Source organism: Burkholderia orbicola (assembly GCF_900100915.1).
Lineage (GTDB): Bacteria > Pseudomonadota > Gammaproteobacteria > Burkholderiales > Burkholderiaceae > Burkholderia > Burkholderia orbicola.
In genome coordinates, this window is sequence record NZ_FNKW01000002.1 from 12814 (window position 1) to 32119 (window position 19306).

Here is a 19306-nt window from a genome sequence, read left to right on the forward strand (position 1 = left end):
GGGGCGGATGAAGCAATGAGTGTCATCGACAAACGTGAACGCGACCGCACCGCGGCGTTCGCCGCGCTGCTCGGGCAGTTTCCCGAGCAGCGTTGCGCGGCCGGCGCGGCGGGCACGATCGGCTACCGTGAGGCGGGCGCAGGCAAGGCCGGCGCGCAGCATCCGGGCCGCGCGCTGCCCGTCGTGCTGCTGCACGGCATCGGCTCGGGCGCCGCATCGTGGGTCCGCCAGCTCGACACGCTGGGCGCATCGCGGCGCGTGCTTGCGTGGGATGCGCCCGGTTACGGCGTGTCGACGCCCGTGCACGGCGCGTCGCCGGCCGCCGCCGATTACGCGGCATCGCTGAACGCGTGGCTCGAGGCACTCGGCATCGAACGCTGCGTGCTGGTCGGTCATTCGCTCGGCGCGATCATCGCGGGCGGTCTCGTCCGCATGATGCCCGCGCGGATCGCCGGCCTGCTGCTGATTTCGCCCGCGGGCGGCTACGGCAGCGCACCGGCCGAGACCCGCGAATCGCGCCGCGACGCGCGGCTCGCGATGCTCGCGGAACTCGGCCCGGCCGGGCTTGCCGAGCAGCGCAGCGGCAACATGCTGTCCGGCTTCGCGAACGAGGAGGCAAAGGCATGGGTGCGCTGGAACATGGCGCGCATCGTGCCGGCCGGTTACGCGCAGGCCACGCATCTGCTCGCGAGCGCCGATCTCGCGGCTGATCTCGCCGGCTTTCGCGGCCGCACGGCCGTGGCCGTCGGCGCGAACGACGCGATCACGCCGCCCGCCGCGTGCGAGCGGATCGCCGCGGCCGCGCACGTCGGGCTGCAGGTGATTCCGCAGGCGGGGCATGCCGGCTACGTGGAAGCGCCGGCCGTTTATTCCGCGCTGATCGACACGTTCTGTCGTCAGTGCGACCCACAGCGGGGGCTGGCATGAGCGAACCGCTGCAACAAAACGAATCCGACAACGCGAAGGCCGAAGCCAGCTACGTCGTGCCGGGCCTCGAACGCGGGCTGCGGATTCTCGCCGAATTCTCGCCGCGCGAGCCCGTGCTCGGCGCGCCCGAACTGTCGAAACGGCTCGGCATTCCGCGCACGACGGTGTTCCGTCTGCTGCAGACGCTCGAATCGCTCGGTTTTCTCGAACGCGCGGACAAGGATCGCAACTACAAGCTCGGCATCGCCGTGCTGCGGCTCGGTTTCGAATACTTGAGCTCGCTGGAGCTGACCGATCTCGGCCTGCCGGTGATCGAGAGCCTGCGCGACGCGACCGGCTTCACGACGCACATCGTGATTCGCGACGGCCGCGACGTGGTGTTCGTCGCGAAGGCGCAGAGCCAGTCGCCGGTGTTCAGCTCGATCCGCGTGAACGTCGGCACCCGGCTGCCCGCGCACGCGACGACGCACGGCCACGTGCTGATGGGCGACCTGTCGCTGAAGGAACTGCACGCGCTGTATCCGGAAGGCGCGCTGAACCGGATGACGAGCGCAACGCCGGAAACGGTCGACGCGCTGTACGACGTGATCCGCGAGGATGCGCTGCGCGGCTACGGCGTCAGCAATTCGTCGTTCGAGCGCGGGATCTCGGTCGTCACGGCGCCGGTGCGCAACGAGACGCAGAAGATCGTCGCGTGCATCACGGTGACGGTGCCGCGTCCGGAGATCGACGCGGCGCTGATCGCGGACGGGCTGATCGACAAGGTGCAGCGCGCGGCGGCGGAATTGTCGCGGCGGCTCAATTACCGCTCGGATGACGAGCACACGTTTCTCAAAGCTTTAGGACTCCGATGATCCAGATCGATCTGACCGGGCAGGTGGCGGTGGTGACGGGCGGCTCGTCCGGCATCGGCCTCGCGACGGCCGAGCGGTTCCTGCAGGCCGGCGCATCGGTCGCCATCTGCGGCCGAGACGACGAACGCCTCGCACGCGCCGAAGCGATGCTGCGCGACAAGTACGCAGGCGCACAACTGCTGGCCGTGCGCTGCAACGTGCTCGACGAAGCCGACGTGACCGCCTTCGCGCAAGCGGTGTCCACGCGTTTCGGCCGCGCCGACATGCTGGTCAACAACGCCGGCCAGGGCCGCGTGTCGACCTTTGCCGATACGACCGACGACGCCTGGCGCGAAGAACTCGAACTGAAGTACTTCAGCATCATCCGCCCGACGCGCGCATTCCTGCCGCTGCTGCGCGACGCGGCCGCGCCGACGATCACCTGCGTGAACTCGTTGCTCGCGCTGCAGCCGGAGCCGCACATGGTCGCGACCTCGTCGGCGCGCGCGGGCGTGCTGAGCCTCGTGAAGTCGCTCGCGACCGAACTCGCGTCGCAGCGCATCCGCGTGAACTCGATCCTGATCGGCATCGTCGAGTCGGGGCAGTGGCGTCGTCGCTACGACACGCAGACGCAGCCCGGCGAAAGCTGGGAAGACTGGACGGGCGCGCTCGCCCGCAAGAAGCACATTCCGCTGAATCGCTTCGGCAAGCCTGACGAGGCCGCCTGGGCACTTTTTTATCTCGCAACGCATCTGTCGTCCTACACGACGGGCAGCCATATCGACGTTTCTGGAGGCTTTGCACGCCATGTCTGAAAAAACCACGGTTGGCGAGCTGATTGCCGCCTTTCTCGAGCAGTGCGGCGTGAAGACCGCATTCGGTGTCATCTCGATCCACAACATGCCGATCCTCGACGCGATCAACTCGCGCGGCAACATCCGGTATGTCGGTGCGCGCGGGGAAGCGGGTGCGCTGAACATGGCCGACGGGCTGGCCCGCGTGTCGGGCGGCCTGGGCGTCGCATTCACGAGCACGGGCACGGCGGCCGGCAATGCGGCCGGCGCGATGGTCGAGGCACTGACGGCCGGTACCGCGCTGCTGCACGTCACCGGGCAGATCGAGACGCCGTATCTCGACCGGGATCTTGCATACATCCACGAAGCGCCCGACCAGTTGTCGATGCTCGACTCGATCTCGAAGGCCGCGTTCCGCGTGCGCACCGTCGAAACCGTGCTGCCGACGATCCGCGAAGCCGTGCGCATCGCGCAGACGGCGCCGACGGGCCCCGTGTCCGTCGAGATTCCGATCGACATCCAGGCGGCCGAAATCGAATGGCCGGAAGACCTCGCGCCGGCGCACGTCGCGGTGCGCGAGCACGACAGCGCCCGCGTCGCGAAGCTCGCCGACGCGCTCGCGGCCAAGCGCCGCCCGCTGCTGTGGCTCGGCGGCGGCGCGCGCCATGCACGCGAGGAAGTCGAACGCCTTGTGAAGCTCGGCTTCGGCGTCGTGACGAGCGTGCAGGGCCGCGGGGTGCTGCCGGAAGATCATCCGGCGACGCTCGGCGCATTCAACGTGCATGCGTCCGTCGAGGCGTTCTACAAGACCTGCGACGCGCTCGTCGTGGTCGGCTCGCGGCTGCGCGGCAACGAAACGCTGAAGTACAAGCTCGCGCTGCCGCAACCGCTGTTCCGCGTCGATGCCGATGCGCTTGCCGACAATCGCGGCTATCGCAACGAGCTGTTCGTGCATGGCGATTCGAAGCGCGTGCTGGCCGAGCTGGCCGACCGCCTCGAAGGCCGCCTGTCGGTCGATCCGCAATTCGCGGCCGATCTGGCGGCAGCCCGCGAGGAGGCCGTGGCCGACGTGGCGAAGGGCCTCGGGCCGTACAAGAAGCTCGTCGACACGCTGCAGGGCGCTGTGGGTCGCGACTACAACTGGGTGCGCGACGTGACGATCTCGAACAGCACATGGGGCAACCGTCTGCTGAAGATCTTCGAGCCGCGCTCGGGCGTGCATGCGCTCGGCGGCGGCATCGGCCAGGGCATCCAGATGGGCATCGGCGCGGCGCTCGCGGGCGCGGCGGCGAAGACGGTCTGCCTGGTCGGCGACGGCGGCCTGATGGTCAACGTCGGCGAGCTCGTCACGGCCGTGCAGGAAAACGCGAACGTGATGATCGTGCTGATGAACGACCAGTGCTACGGCGTGATCCGCAACATCCAGGACGCGCATTACGGCGGCCGCCGCTGCTTCGTGCAATTGCACCAGCCCGATTTCGCGCAGTTCTGCGCGAGCTTCGGCCTCACGCACTACCGGATCACGTCGCTCGACCAGGCCGAAGCGATCGTGCGCGAAGGGATCGCGAAGGAAGGGCCGGTGATGGTCGAGGTCGACATGCTGTCGGTCGGCTCGTTCGCGTCGAACTTCGCGGGGCCGCCGGTGAAGAAGGAAGCGCCGACGGAGCGCCAGTATGCATAACGGGCAAAAGCGGGCGCGCGCCCCCGTCGACGTCGCGATGATCGGCTTCGGCGCGATCGGCGCAGCCGTGTACCGCGCGGTCGAGCACGATGCGTCGTTGCGCGTCGCGCACGTGATCGTGCCGGAACACCAGCGCGCGGCGGTGCAGCGCGAGCTCGGCGGCGCGGTGGAGGTCGTGTCGTCGGTCGACGCGCTGGCTCGCCGCCCGGAGTTCGCGCTCGAATGCGCGGGCCACGGCGCGCTCGTCGATCACGTCGTGCCGCTGCTGAAGGCCGGTACCGACTGCGCGGTCGCGTCGATCGGCGCGCTGTCCGATCTCGCGCTGCTCGACGTGCTGTCGCGGGCCGCCGACGAAGGCGGCACGACGGTGACGCTGCTGTCCGGCGCGATCGGCGGCATCGACGCGCTGGCGTCCGCGAAGGAGGGCGGCCTCGACGAAGTGCGGTACGTCGGCCGCAAGCCGCCGCTCGGCTGGCTCGGCACGCCGGCCGAGGAATTGTGCGACCTGCGCGCGATGACCGAGGAAAAGGTGATCTTCGAAGGCAGCGCGCGCGATGCCGCGCGGCTGTATCCGAAGAACGCGAACGTCGCGGCGACGGTGGCGCTCGCGGGTCTCGGCCTCGACGCGACGCACGTGCGGCTGATCGCCGATCCGGCCGTCGAGCGCAACGTGCACCGCATCACCGCGCGCGGCGCATTCGGCGAGATGTCGCTGGAAATGAGCGGCAAGCCGTTGCCCGACAACCCGAAGACGTCCGCGCTGACGGCGTACAGCGCGATTCGCGCGCTGCGCAACCGCGCGGCCTGCTGCGTGATCTGACCGGACCATCGAGCATCCGTCCGCGCCACGGCGAGGGCGGATGTGCAGAGACAGATTTGTGGGACTTGTGACATGACTCCTTTCGATACGAGCCTCGTACCCGACGGCAACATCCTGATCGGCGGCGAGTGGCGGCGCGGCCGTGGCGCGCCTTACACGAGCATCTATCCGGCCGACCAGTCGGTGAACATGGAAGTGTCGACGGCGAACGCGGAAGACGCGGCCGACGCCGTCGTGGCGGCCGACGCCGCATGGCGTCGCGCAGACTGGGCCGGCCTGAAGCCGCACCAGCGTGCGCAGGTGCTATACCGCATCGCCGACCTGATCATGCAGCGCCACGAAGCGCTCGCGAACCTGCAGCGCCGCGACAACGGCAAGCCGATCGGCGAGACGCGCGTGCTGGTGGCCAGCGCCGCGAACACGTTCCGCTACTTCGCGGCCTGCCTCGAAACGCTCGACGAAGAGCTGACGCCGTCGCGCGGCGACTACCTGACGATGAGCGTGTACGAGCCGATCGGCGTGATCGCGGCGATCACGCCGTGGAATTCGCCGATCGCATCCGATGCGCAGAAACTCGCGCCAGCGCTGGCCGGCGGCAACGCGGTGGTGCTCAAGCCGGCCGAAGTCACGCCGCTCGTGTCGCTCGCGCTGGCGCGCATCTGCGAGGAAGCGGGCGTGCCGAAGGGCGTGCTGAGCGTGCTGCCGGGCAAGGGCTCGGTGATCGGTGACGTGCTCGTGCGTCATCCGCTCGTGAAGAAGGTGTCGTTCACCGGCGGCACCGAAGTGGGCCGCGGCATCGCGCGCATCGCGGCCGAGAAGCTGATGCCCGTGTCGCTCGAACTCGGCGGCAAGTCGCCGACGATCGTCTGCGACGACGCCGATCTCGATCACGCGGTCAACGGCGTGCTGTACGGCATCTTCAGCTCGTCTGGCGAAGCCTGCATCGCCGGTTCGCGGCTGTTCGTGCAGCGCGCGGTGTACGACGCATTCATGCAGCGGCTGGTGGCCGGCGCACGCAAGCTGCGCGTGGGCGACCCGACGCGGCCCGACACGCAGATGGGCCCGCTGATCACCGCGAAGCATCGCGAATCGGTGGAACGCTACGTCGCGCTCGGGCTGGAAGAGGGCGGCCGGCTGCTGTGCGGCGGCGAGCGGCCGTCGGGCGACGGGCGCGAGCACGGCTTCTTCTATCAGCCGACGATTCTCGAAGGCTTGCCGAACAGCGCGCGCATCTGCCAGGAGGAAATCTTCGGGCCGGTGCTGGTCGCGATGCCGTTCGACGACGAGGCGTCGCTGATCGCGCAGGCGAACGACAGCGTGTTCGGCCTCGCGGCCGGCATCTGGACGCGCGACTACAAGCGCGCATGGCGCATCGCGCGTGCGTTGGAGACGGGCACCGTCTGGATCAACACGTACAAGCTGTTCTCGATCTCCACGCCGTTCTCGGGCTGGAAGGAGAGCGGGATGGGGCGCGAGAAGGGGCGTCTCGGCATCCGCGAATACATGCAGCAGAAGAGCCTCTACTGGGGCTTGAACGACGCGCCGCTGCCGTGGGCGAACTGAGCGAAGGGGAATGACGCAATGAGCATCTTGGGAATCGAGCAGATCACGTACGGTGTCGACGACCTCGCGACGTGCCGACGCTTTTTCGCCGACTGGGGCTTGAAGGAAATCGCGCACGACGACACGCGTGCGCGTTTCGAGACGCTGAACGGCTGTACCGTGCTGGTCGTGAAAGCCGACGATCCGTCGTTGCCGCCCGCGTTCGAGGCCGGCCCGACGCTGCGTGAAGTCACGTGGGGCGTCGCGACGCCGCGCGAACTCGACGCACTGCGCACGAAGCTGGCCGGCCAGCCCGGCTATTACGCGCAGGACGATGCGGTCGGCTGCCTCGATCCGAACGGGATGGCGATCCGAATCGAAGTGACGCGCAAGCGCGCACTCGACATCACCGGCTCGCCGTCGAACGTGTGGGGCCAGACGCTGCGCGTTGACCAGCCGAGCCCGATCTATGCGCGCGCCGAGCCGGTCGAAGTCGGGCACGTGGTGTTCTTCACGAACTGCCTCGACGCGCAGGAAACGTTCTATCACGAGCTGCTCGGCTTCGAGACGTCGGACCGTTATCCGGGCCGCGGCGCATTCTTGCGCTGCGCGCCGCACGGTGGCCACCACGACCTGTTCCTGCTCGCGCTGCCGAATGGCAAGCGCGGCCTGAACCACGTCGCGTTCACCGTGCGCGACATCCACGAAGTGTTCGGCGGCGGCATGCACATCGACCGCTGCGGCTGGGAAACGCAACTCGGCCCGGGGCGTCATCCGGTGTCGTCCGCGTACTTCTGGTACTTCCAGAATCCGGCCGGCGCGCTGATCGAGTACTACGCGGACGAAGACATGCTGACGCCCGAATGGCAGCCACGCGAATTCGAGCCGGGCCCGACCGTGTTCGCCGAATGGGCGGTCGACGGCGGCCTCGACGGCAACACGCGGCGGCAGAAGAACGCGAAGGCGCCGGAAGGCAAGTTCATGACGGAGCGCAAATCGTGAGCGAAGCAAACACACAGGAGCAGTCCGCGCCGAGCACGGTCGTCGTGATCGGCGGCGGCCAGGCGGCCGGCTGGGTGCTGAAGACGCTGCGCGCCGAAGGCTTCGCGGGCCGCCTCGTGATGATCGCCGACGAGCCGCATCTGCCGTACGAGCGCCCGCCGCTGTCGAAGGCCGTGCTGTCCGGCGAAGCGGATATCGAAACGGTGCGGGTCGTGCGTCCCGACGAATTCGACGCTCTGAACGTCGAAGCGTGGCAGCCGGAACGCGCGGCGTCGATCGATCGCTCGCGCCGCGTGGTGAAAACCGAAAGCGGCCGCGAGATCGAATACGACCGGCTCGTGATTGCGACCGGCGGCACGTCGCGCCGCTTGCCCGATGCGCTCGTCAAGACGCCGCACCTGCATTACCTGCGCACGCTCGACGAAGCGGCCGCGCTTGGCGAGAAGCTGCGCGCGAGCCGGCGCGTGCTCGTGATCGGCGGCGGCTGGATCGGCCTCGAAGTCGCGGCGACCGCGCGCAAGCTCGGCGTCGAAGCGGTGGTCGTCGAAGGCGCGCCGCGCCTGTGCGGCCGCTCGGTGCCGCAGATCGTGTCCGACTTCCTGCTCGACTTGCATCGTTCGAACGGTGTCGACGTGCGACTTGGCGCGGCACTCGAATCGCTCGATGCGCAACCGGACGACGCGTCGAAGGTACGGGCGACGCTCGCCGACGGCACGACGATCGACGCCGATTTCGCGGTGGCCGGCATCGGCCTCGCGCTCAATGCATCGCTCGCGAGCGACGCGGGGCTCGCGGTCGACGACGGCATCGTCGTCGACGAATACGGCGCAACGAGCGACCCGGCGATCTTCGCGTGCGGCGACGTCGCGAACCATCACAACGGCTGGCTGAAGCGGCGCGTGCGGCTCGAATCGTGGGCCAACGCGCAGAACCAGGCGATCGCGGCGGCGAAGGCCGTGCTCGGCGTGCGTGCACCGTACGCGGAGATTCCGTGGTTCTGGTCCGATCAGTACGACGTGAACCTGCAGATCCTCGGTGATCTGCCGGCCGATGCGCAGCTCGTCGTGCGCGGCGATCTCGCCGCGCGTCGTGCGACGCTGTTTTTTGTCGGCGACGGGCATGTGAGAGGTGTCATCGCCGTGAACAACGCGCGTGAGTTGAAGCTCGCGCGCAAGTGGATGAACCAGGGCCGGGCGGTGAATACGGAAGCCCTGGCAGACACGACCCAAGCGCTTGCCTGACCGGCCCAACCCGGAAAGAGATCCAGGAGATCCCCCGCATGAGCACTTTCGACAATGTCGTGGCCGGCAGGGCCGCGACGGAAGCTGCCGCCTCCACGCCCGGCGCGATCATCGCGCGGCTCGAGCGGCTTCCGGCCAACGCGATGCAGATCCGCGCACGCGTGCTGATCGGCACCGCGACGTTCTTCGACGGCTTCGACGTGATCACGATCGCGGCGACGCTGCCGCTGCTGATTCACAAATGGGGGCTGTCGCCGACGCAGATCGGCATGCTGATCGCGTCCGGCGCGATCGGCCAGCTGATCGGCGCATTCCTGTTTCCCGCGCTCGCCGAAAAGCACGGCCGCGTGAAAGCGATCGCGTGGAGCTCGGCCGTGATCGGCATCACGAGCATCGCGTGCGGCTTCGCGCCGACCTTCGAGATCTTCGTGCTGCTGCGAATCCTGCAGGGGCTCGGGCTGGGCGGCGAGTTGCCGGTCGCCGCGACGTACATCAACGAGATCACGCGCGCACATGGCCGCGGCCGCTTCGTGCTGCTGTACGAGATCGTGTTCCCGATCGGCCTGCTCGTGTCGATGGCGCTCGGCGCGTGGCTCGTGCCGCGTTTCGGCTGGGAGATCATGTACTTCGTCGGCGGGCTGCCGCTGATCCTGTCGCTCGTGCTCACCCACCTCGTGCCGGAATCGCCGCGCTGGCTCGCGTCGCGCGGGCGGCTCGCGGAAGCCGGGCGTGCGGTCGGCGTGTTCGAAGGATCGGTGCGCGGCGAGCTGCCGCCGGTCACGCAGGTGGCCGCGTTCGACGAGATGGTGCGCCAGCATCCGAAGCGCAGGATGAGCGACCTGTTCAGCGCCGCGTATCGCAAGCGTACGCTCGCGGTGGCGACGTTGTGGGCGACCTGCGGGTTCATCCAGTACGGGCTGTCGACGTGGCTGCCGACGATCTACAAGAACTTCTATCACGCGCCGCTGCAACTCGCGCTGAACCTCGCGGTGATCGGTTCGGTGATGGGCGTGCTCGGGTCGTTGGCCTCCGCGCTGCTGGTCGACAAGCTCGGCCGCAAGCCGGTGATCGTATGGTCGTTCGTGCTGTGCGCGCTGTCGCTGGCGCTCGCGGGCATCTATCACGCGGCGTCGGTGTATGTGGTCGCGGTGTTCTGCTCGCTGTCGCTCGGGCTGATGGCGTCGGGCTTCATTACCGCGTACGTCTATACGCCGGAACAGTATCCGACGAGCATCCGCGCGTCGGGCTGCGGGCTCGGCAGCGCGTGGCTGAAGATCGCGTCGTTCGCCGCGCCGATGATCGTGCCGCACGCGATCATCGGCGGGAACCTCGCGCCGGCGTTCTACCTGATCGGCGTCGTGCCGCTGATCGCGGCGGTGACCGTGCATTTCGTCGGGATCGAGACGAAGGGGAAGGTGCTGGAAGCGCTCGAAGCGTAAGCGTATGCCGCAGCGGCGGATGGCGGGAACCGAAAGGCTCGGGCGATGTTCCCCGGGCCTTTTTGTTTCGCGGCGCTCCCGCAGTGGTGTGCGGCGCCGAGCGTACGCGCGATTGTTGGCGCACGGCTGACGTGTTCTAATTCACGGTCCCGATTTCGTCAGACGAATGCCATGCCCCTGTTCGAACCCGTCACGCTGACTACTTCCCGCCTTGTCCTGCGGCCGCTTCGCGATGCCGACGCGCCGGCCTTCTTCGAGATCTGGTCCGATGCGGAAGCGATGCGCTATTTCTCGTTCTCGCCGATGACGCAGATCGAGCAGGCCGAGGCGCGCGTCGCGCGCAACGTGCAGACGTCCGCGAGCGGGGAGAGCCTGACCTGCGTGCTGGCGCTGAGGGAAACCGGCGAAGCGCTTGGCGAATGCGCGCTGTTCCATGCGAACGAGCAGTGCCGGCGCGCCGAGATCGGCTTTAGCCTGCGGCGCGCGTTTTGGCGCGGCGGATACATGCGCGAAGCGGCGTCGGCGTTGATCGACCATGCCTTCGGCACGCTGCGGCTGAACCGGCTCGAGGCCGATATCGATCCGCGCAACGCCGCGTCGGCGGGGCTGCTCGAGCGGCTCGGCTTCGTGCGGGAAGGGCTGCTGCGCGAACGCTGGATCGTCGGCGACGAAGTGTCGGACAGCGCGCTGTACGGGTTGCTGGCGAGCGATCGCGGCGCGTAAATGGCCGACTTGCCGGATTCGCCGGGCGAACGTACGCTTGGTCGATACCCCGATCGACCCACAGGTTCTCGACCATGCAAGCTCATCCTCTGCGTCTTTCCCCCGGCGACGATCTGCGCGGCGCTATCGAGGCAGCGCTACATCGGCACGAAGCGCACGCGGCCTTCGTGATCCAGGGGATCGGCAGCCTGAGCGTCGCGCAGTTGCGCTTCGCCGGCGTCGACCAGCCGACCGAACTGCGCGGCGACCTCGAAATCCTGACGCTGGCCGGCTCGGTGTCGCCGGACGGCGCGCATCTGCATATGTCGGTCTCGGATGCGGACGGCCGCGTGACGGGCGGCCATGTCGCGCGCGGCTGCGTGGTGCGCACGACGGCCGAGATTCTGCTTGCGCTGCTGCCCGCGCATCGTTTCTCGCGCGAGCCCGATGCGGGCACCGGCTTCAACGAACTGGTGATCCGGCACGATCCATCGTGAGCCGGGCGGCGGTGCCGCATGCGTGTCGTGCAGCGGCGGTCGCGCCGTCGTTTCCATCCCGCATAAAAAAAAGCGCCGCGGCCATTCGGCCCGCGGCGCCTTTCGGTGCGCTGCGACGTCGACCACCCGCCGCAGCCCGACTGCGTGCTTACACCTGCACGGTGTCGGCCACTTCCTTGAAGTCCTCGATCTGGTCGAAGTTCATGTACTGGTAGATCTTGTCGCCGTTCGCGGTGAGCACGCCCATGTCGGCCATGTACTCTTCCTTGGTCGGGATCTTGCCCAGACGCGAGCAGATCGCCGCCAGTTCAGCGGAGCCGAGGTACACGTTCGTGTTCTTGCCGAGACGGTTCGGGAAGTTGCGGGTCGACGTCGACATGACCGTCGCGCCTTCGCGCACCTGTGCCTGGTTGCCCATGCACAGCGAGCAGCCCGGCATTTCGGTCCGTGCGCCGGCCGTGCCGAACACGCCGTAGTGGCCTTCTTCCGTCAGTTGCTTCTGGTCCATCTTGGTCGGCGGCGCGACCCACAGCTTGACCGGAATGTCGCGCTTGCCTTCGAGCAGCTTCGACGCGGCACGGAAGTGACCGATGTTGGTCATGCACGAGCCGATGAATACTTCGTCGATCTTCGCGCCGGCGACGTCGGACAGCGTCTTCACGTCGTCCGGGTCGTTCGGGCAGGCGACGATCGGCTCGTGGATGTCGGCGAGGTCGATCTCGATGACGGCCGCGTATTCGGCGTCGGCATCCGGCGACAGCAGTTGCGGGTCGGCCAGCCACTGTTCCATCGCCGCGATGCGGCGCTGCAGGCTGCGCGGGTCCTGGTAGCCCTGCGCGATCATCCACTTGAGCAGCGTGACGTTGCTGTTCAGGTACTCGATGATCGGTTCCTTGTTCAGGTGCACCGTGCAACCGGCAGCCGAACGCTCGGCGGACGCATCCGACAGCTCGAACGCTTGCTCGACCTTCAGGTCGGGCAGGCCTTCGATTTCGAGAATGCGGCCCGAGAAGATGTTCTTCTTGCCTTGCTTGGCGACCGTCAGCATGCCTTGCTTGATCGCGTACAGCGGAATCGCGTTGACGAGGTCACGCAGCGTGACGCCCGGCTGCATCTTGCCCTTGAAGCGGACCAGCACCGACTCCGGCATGTCCAGCGGCATCGTGCCGGTGGCGGCCGCGAATGCGACCAGGCCCGAGCCTGCCGGGAAGCTGATGCCGATCGGGAAGCGCGTGTGCGAATCGCCGCCGGTGCCGACGGTGTCGGGCAGCAGCATGCGGTTCAGCCACGAGTGGATTACGCCGTCGCCCGGGCGCAGCGCGATACCGCCGCGCGTGCTGATGAAGTTCGGCAGCGTCTGGTGCGTCTTCACGTCGACCGGCTTCGGATATGCGGCGGTGTGGCAGAACGACTGCATCACGAGGTCGGCCGAGAAACCGAGGCAGGCCAGATCCTTCAGTTCGTCGCGGGTCATCGGGCCCGTGGTGTCCTGCGAGCCGACCGAGGTCATCTTCGGTTCGCAGTACGTGCCCGGGCGCACGCCCTGGCCTTCCGGCAGACCGCACGCGCGGCCGACCATCTTCTGCGCGAGCGAGAAACCCTTGCCGCTGTCGGCCGGCTGGTGCGGCAGGCGGAACAGCGTCGACGGCGCGAGGCCGAGCGCTTCACGCGCCTTCGCGGTCAGGCCGCGGCCGATGATCAGCGGAATGCGGCCGCCGGCGCGCACTTCGTCGAACAGCACGTCGGACTTCACCTGGAATTCGGCGATGACCTTGCCGTCCTTCAGCGCCTTGCCTTCGTACGGGCGCAGTTCGACCACGTCGCCCATGTTCATCTGCGACACGTCGAGTTCGATCGGCAGCGCGCCGGCGTCTTCCATCGTGTTGTAGAAGATCGGGGCGATCTTGCCGCCGAGGCACACGCCGCCGAAGCGCTTGTTCGGGACGAACGGGATGTCTTCGCCGGTGAACCACAGCACCGAGTTGGTGGCCGACTTGCGCGAGGAGCCGGTGCCGACCACGTCGCCGACGTAGGCGACCAGGTGACCCTTTTCCTTCAGCGATTCGATGAACTTGACCGGGCCGCGCTTGCCGTCTTCTTCCGGCGTGATGCCCGGGCGCGCGTTCTTCAGCATCGCCAGCGCGTGCATCGGGATGTCGGGGCGGGTGGTGGCGTCCGGTGCCGGCGACAGGTCGTCGGTGTTGGTTTCGCCCGTGACCTTGAACACGGTGATGGTCAGGCTTTCCGGCACTTCCGGACGGCTCGTGAACCATTCGGCATCGGCCCAGCTCTGCAGCACGGCCTTTGCGTGCGCGTTGCCCTTGTCGGCGAGTTCCTTCACGTCATGGAACTGGTCGAACATCAGCAGGGTTTTCTTCAGCGCGTCGGCGGCGACGGCCGCGACGGCTTCGTCGGACAGCAGCTCGATCAGCGGCTGGATGTTGTAGCCGCCGAGCATCGTGCCGAGGAGTTCGGTCGCGCGTTCGCGCGAGATCAGCGGGCAGGCGGTCTCGCCTTTCGCGACGGCGGCCAGGAAGCCGGCCTTCACGCGGGCGGCTTCGTCGACGCCGGCGGGCACGCGATGGGTGATCAGGTCGAGCAGCGTCTGCTCTTCGCCGGCCGGCGGGTTCGTCAGCAATTCGACCAGTTCGGCGGTTTGCTGAGCCGTCAGCGGCAGGGGAGGAATACCGAGCGCGGCGCGGGCGGCCACGTGAGCACGAAAGTTTTCAAGCATGGGGAGACCTGCTGATATTGCGTTGGAGGGGAAGGCCTTGCCGGCACTCCGGGGCTATTCCAGGCACTGCTTTGAGCGGGATTCTAATCTCAATGAGGTGGAACGTCAAATGTCTTATGTCTTATATAAGACTTGGCGGCGCGAAAGACGGGAGGCGCGGCTGCATGGCGGAGCGGGCCTTGCCGGGCGGGGTCCGGCGGGCGGATGCAGGGTGTCGGTTCAGGGCGTCGGTGTCGCACATATCTGCACAAGCCAGCAGGAAACGGTACACACGGCGCGCATTCGGATGGCTACGCTGCCTGCACGCAGCTTGAATCGGGTTTCGGAACGGGGAGGCGGCGGCACGCGCGCGCCTGCCGATCCGGCCCGAGTGGCGGCGATTCCCTTGACTTCGGCGATTCACGACATGCGCTCCAGAGACGCGATTTTCCTGATGATGGCGCTCGTCGCGTCAGTGGCCGTTCACGCGGCCACGACCGGCGACGCAGCGCGCGACGCGGCCAGCCGGCCGGTCGCGCTGGTCTATCGCGGTCCGGCCGCGTGCGACGGATGCCCCGAAACCATCGCCACCCGCCTGCGGGAGTCGGACTACCGGTTCCGGGTGATCTACGTGGGCCCGGCGGAACCGCTCAAGATCACGCCCGCGGCGCTGGCCGGTGCGGCGCTCTATGTGCAGCCGGGCGGCGGGCAGGACATTCCAGGCGCGGCAGCCAGCATCGGCCGACATGCAATCAGGGCCGTGCGCCAGTACGTCGCGAACGGCGGCCGATACCTGGGGCTCTGCATGGGCGCGTACCTGGCCGGCGCGCAGGGTTTCGGGCTGGTTGCCGGCGATATCGACTCCGAGGTCGACCGGCCGGGTTCGACGCTGCACGGCATCGCCGACACGGTGACGCCGGTCGTCTGGCGCGGGAAAAAGCGCTGGATCTACTACCAGGACGGCGCGAGGCTGCCGGTCGCGCCGCTCGGCTCCGGCGGGATCGTGCTGGCGATCTACCCGAACAAGGACATCGCGGCCGCCACGTACCGCTACGGCAAAGGGCGCGTCGGCCTTGCCGGCCCGCATCCCGAAGCCGATGAAAGCTGGTATCGCGAGAATGGCCTCAAGAACCCGGACGGCGTGGCGCCGGACATGGCCTACGACCTGATCAACGCGACGATGAAGCCGTAGCGAAGCGGCCGCGGCGCGCGGCTTATTTTCGTTTGGCTCGGTATGTGTCGAGGTTTTTCCGTGCCTGCGCGCGGATCGCGCGCTGCATGAAGGGCGTCCAGCCGAGCAGCGCGCCCTTCATCCCGAGCGCCTGACGCGCCCAGCGCCACAGGTCGAAATGGTCGCGATGCTCGACGATGCGTCCGTCACGAAACCGGAATTGCGCATCGATCCGGTTGACCACCCTTCGTCCGGTCGTGGCGAACCGGTATTGCGCGCTCCACTTCGCGCGCCCGGCCTGGTCGTCCGCGGCGACTTCGCCGAACGTCAGCGAGAACTCCTGTGCCCGCGCGACCAGCATTCGCCACATGTCGCGCGCGAGTTCGCCGCGCAGTTCGCCGAACGCGGGATCGCTGAACACGATGTCGTCGGCGTAGCACGCGAGCATCGCGTCGATGTCGCGCTGCTGGAAGGCCGTGTAGAAGCGCTGGATCAACTCGGTGTTCGAATGGGGCATGTTGAGCGTAACGGGCAGGGAGGGCGGACGGTGACGTCCGTCGAAATGTCGATCGGGGCAGTGGCGGCGGGCAGCGCGAACCGGTGCCCGCGCCCGCGCCCGCGCCCGCGACTTCGGGCGTGGCTGGCTCGCCGCCGGATGATGATACGCGTCAGCGCGCCGCCATCGCGACGTCCGGATTGCCGCGGCCCGTCACCAGGCAGCCCGACATGAAGGCCTCGCTCTGGCTGCCGGCGGCGGCTTCGCCGAAGCCGCGACCGAGCGCGTCGGCCTTTACCTGCGCGGCGCCTTGCTCGCACGCGAGCGGGCTGGCGTCGCGGCCCTGCGCGTGCAGGATCGCGCGATCGCCGATGAGATACGCCAGCAGGGCAAAAACAGCGATATGGACGGCTCGTCTCATGGTTCGTCTCCTCGTCGCTCAAGCGTACGCGGACACGTTCGGCGAAGCACTTGGGGCTTCCCCCGGTAAACGTCTGCTGAAAGCGGTGGAGGAGCAGGGCGATCCCGTCCTGTTTTTTACTTCGCCGTTCGACGGGCAGGCAATGCGGGGAGTTTGACGAATGTCAGGGTGCGGGCGGGCGGCGGCGGTCACGCGACCGTTCAAGGCGATAGCATGAATGCATGATTTGACGGAACGCGAGGCGAGGTCGATGCGTCAGGTCCGGCAAGCACGCAGGTGTTGAATATCGCTGTCGAAATAGTGAGGAATCCAAATGTTGAACGTCTCTTCCGTGCTGATCAGTCTTGCCCCGATGTGGGCCATCCTGCTGCTGGCGTCTTCGGCGGCCGCCTATTTCGTGTTCTGGCGCAAGGCCATCGACTGAGGGCCGCGCGACAGCGTGCGCACCATGCGCACGCACGACCCGCCGCTCCCGTTATTGCACCGCCGTCACCGGTACGTTCGAAATCCGCACCAGCCGGGCCATCACGCTGCGCCGGAACACCGCCATCAACGTATGCAGCGGATCATGCCGCGGCGCGACCACCACGATCTCGTCGCAGCCGGTTTCGGTTGCCACGGCCGCGATCGTGTCGGCCACCGGGCCGACCTTCACCACGACGGTGTATTGGACGCCGGCCTCTTTCAGAATCCGCTCCGCCATCCCCAGATCACCGGCCGCGAATTTTTCTTCGATCGCACGCAACCGCGACAGCGGGTGCCAGGCCTCGAGCCGCGTCGATTCGAGCGGCGCCTGTACGTTGATCAGCACGACCTCCGACGCGCAGCGCTCGCGATACAGAAACGTCGCATGGCGAACCGCCTGAAGCGAGCGCGGTGAATGACCGACCGGAACCAGCAGCTTGAGCATGGACGATGAACCCGGAAACGAAGTGCTTCCAGCGTAGCGGGCGGTCGCGCGAAACGATCTAAAGAGATCGGCTGGCCGCATAAAAATGTCGTCAACACGCGCGGTCCCGTGGTGCGCCGATTAAAAATATAAGAAATTTAAGTTTATGCGCATAAACGATTTCATCCAGCGTGACGGTCTGGGCAGTTCGGCACGGGGCGCCCGGATTTAGTCGGATCTTCAATGAATCGCGGCGGAAAATATCGGAGGTCGAGGATTCGGCGTCACGTAGAGTAGAGCATCGGCCGCGGCGCGGCGGCCTCCCGGCGGGCAGGGGAGCGAGCGCCGTCAAGCGGCCCGCCATTCCGACTCCAGGAGACCCCGCATGCCGCACGGCGCCCCGCAGTTTCTCGCTCCCGCTTCCATTTCCGTCGATCCGATCGTGCGCCTGTCGGCCGGCGAACTCTCGTCGGCGATCCGCACCAAGGCGGTTTCGTGCGTCGAGACGATGCGTGCGTATCTCGATCACATCGAGCGCGTGAACGGCGCGGTCAACGCGATCGTCGCGCTGCGCGACCGCGATGCGCTGCTGGCGGAAGCCGCGGAAAAGGACGCGGAGCTGGCGCGTGGCGAATACCGCGGGTGGCTGCACGGGATGCCGCAGGCGCCGAAGGATCTGGCGATGACGAAGGGGCTGCGCACGACCTACGGCTCGCCGATCTTCCGCGAGAACGTGCCGCAGGCCGATTCCGTCGGCGTCGCGCGGATGCGCGCGGCCGGCGCGATCTTCATCGGCAAGACCAATACACCCGAGTTCGGGCTCGGTTCGCACACGTTCAACGAGGTCTACGGCGCGACGCGCAACCCGTACGACCTGACGAAGAGCGCGGGCGGCAGCAGCGGCGGCACGGCGGCGGCGCTCGCGTCGCGGATGCTGCCGGTGGCGGACGGCAGCGATTTCGGCGGGTCGCTGCGCAACCCGGCCGCGTTCTGCAACATCGTCGGCTTCCGTCCGTCGCAGGGCCGCGTGCCGCGCTGGCCAGGCATCGACGTGTTCGTGCAGCAGCTCGGCATCGAAGGGCCGATGGGCCGCACCGTCGGCGACGTCGCGCAACTGCTCGCGATCCAGGCCGGCTACGACTGCAACGATCCGCTGTCGCTCGCGGAAGATCCGGCGGTGTTCGCGCAGCCGCTCAACGCGGAGCTGCGTGGCAAGCGCATCGCGTGGGTCGGCGACTGGAACGGCTATCTCGCGACCGAGGCCGGCGTGCTCGCGCAGTGCGAGCACGGTCTGGCGACGCTGCGCGAGATCGGCTGCGACGTCGATGCCGCGCTGCCGGCGTTCGCGCCCGACCGGATCTGGCGTTTGTGGCTCACGCACCGGCACCTGCTGTCGGGCGGCGGGCTGCTCGCGCACTATCGCGACCCGGCGCGCCGCGCGCTGCTGAAGCCCGAGGCGATCTACGAGGTCGAAGGGCTGCTCGCGCTGCAGGGCGCGGCGGTGTTCGATGCGAGCGTCGAACGGACCGCATGGCATCAGGCGGTGCTGAGCTTCTTCGACCGCTACGACTTCATCGCGGCGCCGACCGCGCAGGTGTTCCCGTTCGACGTCGAGCAGCGCTGGCCGAAGGAGATCGCGGGCCGCGCGATGGACACGTACCACCGCTGGATGGAAACGGTCGTGCCGTGGACGCTGGCCGGCTGCCCGGTGATCAACGTGCCGGTCGGCTTCAACGACGCGGGGTTGCCGATGGGGATGCAACTGATCGGGCGCCCGCGCGCCGATCTCGCCGTGCTGCAGCTCGCGCACGGTTACGAGCAGGCGGCCGACTGGGTGGCGCGGCGCGTGCCGGCGTGGATGGCGGCGTGATGGCGCGGCCGGCAGGCGGTTGTAGCCGGTAGCCGGGTGACGGGTGACGAAACGGGCGGCGGCGAGCTGCCCGTTTCGCTTTGCATCGCTCGACGCGAAGCGCGCCGGACCAAGCCCGAACCGGCATCCATTGATGCAACCCGAGAAAGAATCGCGATGCGTGCCCGACATCGTGCGGCAAACGTGCGCGAATCTGCGCGACGGGGTGCGTCGGTCGCCGAATTGCAAGCAGCGGCGCGCCCTGATTTCGTTTCGATGTGTTTCAGTC

General features: G+C 67.8%; 18 protein-coding genes. 14 read left to right on the top strand and 4 right to left on the bottom strand.

The window, feature by feature from the left end; all coding sequences use genetic code 11:
* Positions 1-15: 15 nt before the first annotated feature.
* The 11 genes from BLS50_RS16970 to BLS50_RS17020 all read left to right on the top strand — a co-directional run bounded on the left by BLS50_RS16970 (position 16) and on the right by BLS50_RS17020 (position 11478).
* Positions 16-927 (top strand): alpha/beta fold hydrolase, encoded by a 912-nt coding sequence (locus BLS50_RS16970; protein ID WP_074802837.1) that lies wholly within the window; start codon positions 16-18, stop codon positions 925-927.
* Complete coding sequence (locus tag BLS50_RS16975) at positions 924-1781, top strand: IclR family transcriptional regulator (protein ID WP_011547426.1); 858 nt, start codon at positions 924-926, stop codon at positions 1779-1781. Before BLS50_RS16970 ends, BLS50_RS16975 begins: the two co-directional genes overlap by 4 nt.
* Positions 1778-2575, top strand: a complete 798-nt coding sequence (locus BLS50_RS16980; protein WP_074802838.1) for an SDR family oxidoreductase — start codon at positions 1778-1780, stop codon at positions 2573-2575. Before BLS50_RS16975 ends, BLS50_RS16980 begins: the two co-directional genes overlap by 4 nt.
* Positions 2568-4235 (top strand): thiamine pyrophosphate-binding protein, encoded by a 1668-nt coding sequence (locus BLS50_RS16985; RefSeq protein ID WP_069231322.1) that lies wholly within the window; start codon positions 2568-2570, stop codon positions 4233-4235. The genes BLS50_RS16980 and BLS50_RS16985 overlap by 8 nt, the downstream gene beginning before the upstream one ends.
* Positions 4228-5055 (top strand): aspartate dehydrogenase, encoded by an 828-nt coding sequence (locus BLS50_RS16990; RefSeq protein WP_011547429.1) that lies wholly within the window; start codon positions 4228-4230, stop codon positions 5053-5055. Before BLS50_RS16985 ends, BLS50_RS16990 begins: the two co-directional genes overlap by 8 nt.
* Positions 5056-5127: 72 nt before the next feature.
* Complete coding sequence (locus BLS50_RS16995; RefSeq protein WP_027805903.1) at positions 5128-6618, top strand: aldehyde dehydrogenase; 1491 nt, start codon at positions 5128-5130, stop codon at positions 6616-6618.
* An 18-nt stretch (positions 6619-6636) separates the two neighbouring features.
* Entirely contained in the window at positions 6637-7599 is a 963-nt protein-coding gene (locus tag BLS50_RS17000) for a VOC family protein (RefSeq protein ID WP_074802839.1), read from the top strand.
* Positions 7596-8840 (top strand): NAD(P)/FAD-dependent oxidoreductase, encoded by a 1245-nt coding sequence (locus tag BLS50_RS17005; RefSeq protein ID WP_074802840.1) that lies wholly within the window; start codon positions 7596-7598, stop codon positions 8838-8840. Before BLS50_RS17000 ends, BLS50_RS17005 begins: the two co-directional genes overlap by 4 nt.
* 38 nt (positions 8841-8878) lie before the next feature.
* The gene (locus BLS50_RS17010; RefSeq protein WP_074802841.1) at positions 8879-10279 is read left to right on the top strand and encodes an MFS transporter; all 1401 of its coding nucleotides are present in this window, start codon (positions 8879-8881) and stop codon (positions 10277-10279) included.
* Between the two features lie 171 nt (positions 10280-10450).
* Positions 10451-11002: a GNAT family N-acetyltransferase gene (locus tag BLS50_RS17015; RefSeq protein WP_074802842.1), complete on the top strand. Its 552-nt coding sequence runs from the start codon at positions 10451-10453 to the stop codon at positions 11000-11002.
* Positions 11003-11076: 74 nt separating this feature from the next.
* Positions 11077-11478 (top strand): PPC domain-containing DNA-binding protein, encoded by a 402-nt coding sequence (locus BLS50_RS17020; RefSeq protein WP_074802843.1) that lies wholly within the window; start codon positions 11077-11079, stop codon positions 11476-11478.
* 148 nt (positions 11479-11626) lie between these two features.
* Here the strand turns inward: BLS50_RS17020 and acnB are convergent, their stop codons facing one another.
* Entirely contained in the window at positions 11627-14212 is a 2586-nt protein-coding gene (gene acnB / locus BLS50_RS17025) for a bifunctional aconitate hydratase 2/2-methylisocitrate dehydratase (RefSeq protein ID WP_011547436.1), read from the bottom strand.
* Positions 14213-14423: 211 nt separating this feature from the next.
* On the opposite strand from acnB, the gene BLS50_RS17030 reads away from it, so the two are divergent.
* Positions 14424-15383: a BPL-N domain-containing protein gene (locus BLS50_RS17030; RefSeq protein WP_256334060.1), complete on the top strand. Its 960-nt coding sequence runs from the start codon at positions 14424-14426 to the stop codon at positions 15381-15383.
* A gap of 22 nt (positions 15384-15405) precedes the next feature.
* Here BLS50_RS17030 and BLS50_RS17035 read toward each other — a convergent pair whose 3' ends face one another.
* Positions 15406-15879: a nuclear transport factor 2 family protein gene (locus tag BLS50_RS17035; RefSeq protein ID WP_074802845.1), complete on the bottom strand. Its 474-nt coding sequence runs from the start codon at positions 15877-15879 to the stop codon at positions 15406-15408.
* A 151-nt stretch (positions 15880-16030) separates the two neighbouring features.
* A complete protein-coding gene (locus BLS50_RS17040; protein ID WP_074802847.1) occupies positions 16031-16279 on the bottom strand; it encodes an adhesin in 249 nt (82 codons plus the stop codon).
* On the opposite strand from BLS50_RS17040, the gene BLS50_RS35945 reads away from it, so the two are divergent.
* The gene (locus BLS50_RS35945) at positions 16278-16436 is read left to right on the top strand and encodes a hypothetical protein (protein ID WP_176934237.1); all 159 of its coding nucleotides are present in this window, start codon (positions 16278-16280) and stop codon (positions 16434-16436) included. The genes BLS50_RS17040 and BLS50_RS35945 overlap by 2 nt on opposite strands.
* Before the next feature lie 318 nt (positions 16437-16754).
* Here BLS50_RS35945 and BLS50_RS17045 read toward each other — a convergent pair whose 3' ends face one another.
* On the bottom strand, positions 16755-17189 hold the full coding sequence (locus BLS50_RS17045; protein WP_074802849.1) for a universal stress protein: 435 nt from the start codon (positions 17187-17189) through the stop codon (positions 16755-16757).
* Positions 17190-17553: 364 nt separating this feature from the next.
* Between BLS50_RS17045 and BLS50_RS17050 the strand changes: the two genes are divergently transcribed.
* On the top strand, positions 17554-19038 hold the full coding sequence (locus tag BLS50_RS17050) for an amidase (RefSeq protein ID WP_074802850.1): 1485 nt from the start codon (positions 17554-17556) through the stop codon (positions 19036-19038).
* Positions 19039-19306 lie beyond the last annotated feature (268 nt).

What these genes read in the sequence shown, in the direction of transcription:
- BLS50_RS16970 (WP_074802837.1), top strand. Translation starts at nt 16, where the DNA reads ATGAGTGTCATCGACAAACGTGAACGCGACCGCACCGCGGCGTTCGCC.
- BLS50_RS16975 (WP_011547426.1), top strand. Translation starts at nt 924, where the DNA reads ATGAGCGAACCGCTGCAACAAAACGAATCCGACAACGCGAAGGCCGAA.
- BLS50_RS16980 (WP_074802838.1), top strand. Translation starts at nt 1,778, where the DNA reads ATGATCCAGATCGATCTGACCGGGCAGGTGGCGGTGGTGACGGGCGGC.
- BLS50_RS16985 (WP_069231322.1), top strand. Translation starts at nt 2,568, where the DNA reads ATGTCTGAAAAAACCACGGTTGGCGAGCTGATTGCCGCCTTTCTCGAG.
- BLS50_RS16990 (WP_011547429.1), top strand. Translation starts at nt 4,228, where the DNA reads ATGCATAACGGGCAAAAGCGGGCGCGCGCCCCCGTCGACGTCGCGATG.
- BLS50_RS16995 (WP_027805903.1), top strand. Translation starts at nt 5,128, where the DNA reads ATGACTCCTTTCGATACGAGCCTCGTACCCGACGGCAACATCCTGATC.
- BLS50_RS17000 (WP_074802839.1), top strand. Translation starts at nt 6,637, where the DNA reads ATGAGCATCTTGGGAATCGAGCAGATCACGTACGGTGTCGACGACCTC.
- BLS50_RS17010 (WP_074802841.1), top strand. Translation starts at nt 8,879, where the DNA reads ATGAGCACTTTCGACAATGTCGTGGCCGGCAGGGCCGCGACGGAAGCT.
- BLS50_RS17015 (WP_074802842.1), top strand. Translation starts at nt 10,451, where the DNA reads ATGCCCCTGTTCGAACCCGTCACGCTGACTACTTCCCGCCTTGTCCTG.
- BLS50_RS17020 (WP_074802843.1), top strand. Translation starts at nt 11,077, where the DNA reads ATGCAAGCTCATCCTCTGCGTCTTTCCCCCGGCGACGATCTGCGCGGC.
- acnB (WP_011547436.1), bottom strand. Translation starts at nt 14,212, where the DNA reads ATGCTTGAAAACTTTCGTGCTCACGTGGCCGCCCGCGCCGCGCTCGGT.
- BLS50_RS17035 (WP_074802845.1), bottom strand. Translation starts at nt 15,879, where the DNA reads ATGCCCCATTCGAACACCGAGTTGATCCAGCGCTTCTACACGGCCTTC.
- BLS50_RS35945 (WP_176934237.1), top strand. Translation starts at nt 16,278, where the DNA reads ATGGTTCGTCTCCTCGTCGCTCAAGCGTACGCGGACACGTTCGGCGAA.
- BLS50_RS17040 (WP_074802847.1), bottom strand. Translation starts at nt 16,279, where the DNA reads ATGAGACGAGCCGTCCATATCGCTGTTTTTGCCCTGCTGGCGTATCTC.
- BLS50_RS17045 (WP_074802849.1), bottom strand. Translation starts at nt 17,189, where the DNA reads ATGCTCAAGCTGCTGGTTCCGGTCGGTCATTCACCGCGCTCGCTTCAG.
- BLS50_RS17050 (WP_074802850.1), top strand. Translation starts at nt 17,554, where the DNA reads ATGCCGCACGGCGCCCCGCAGTTTCTCGCTCCCGCTTCCATTTCCGTC.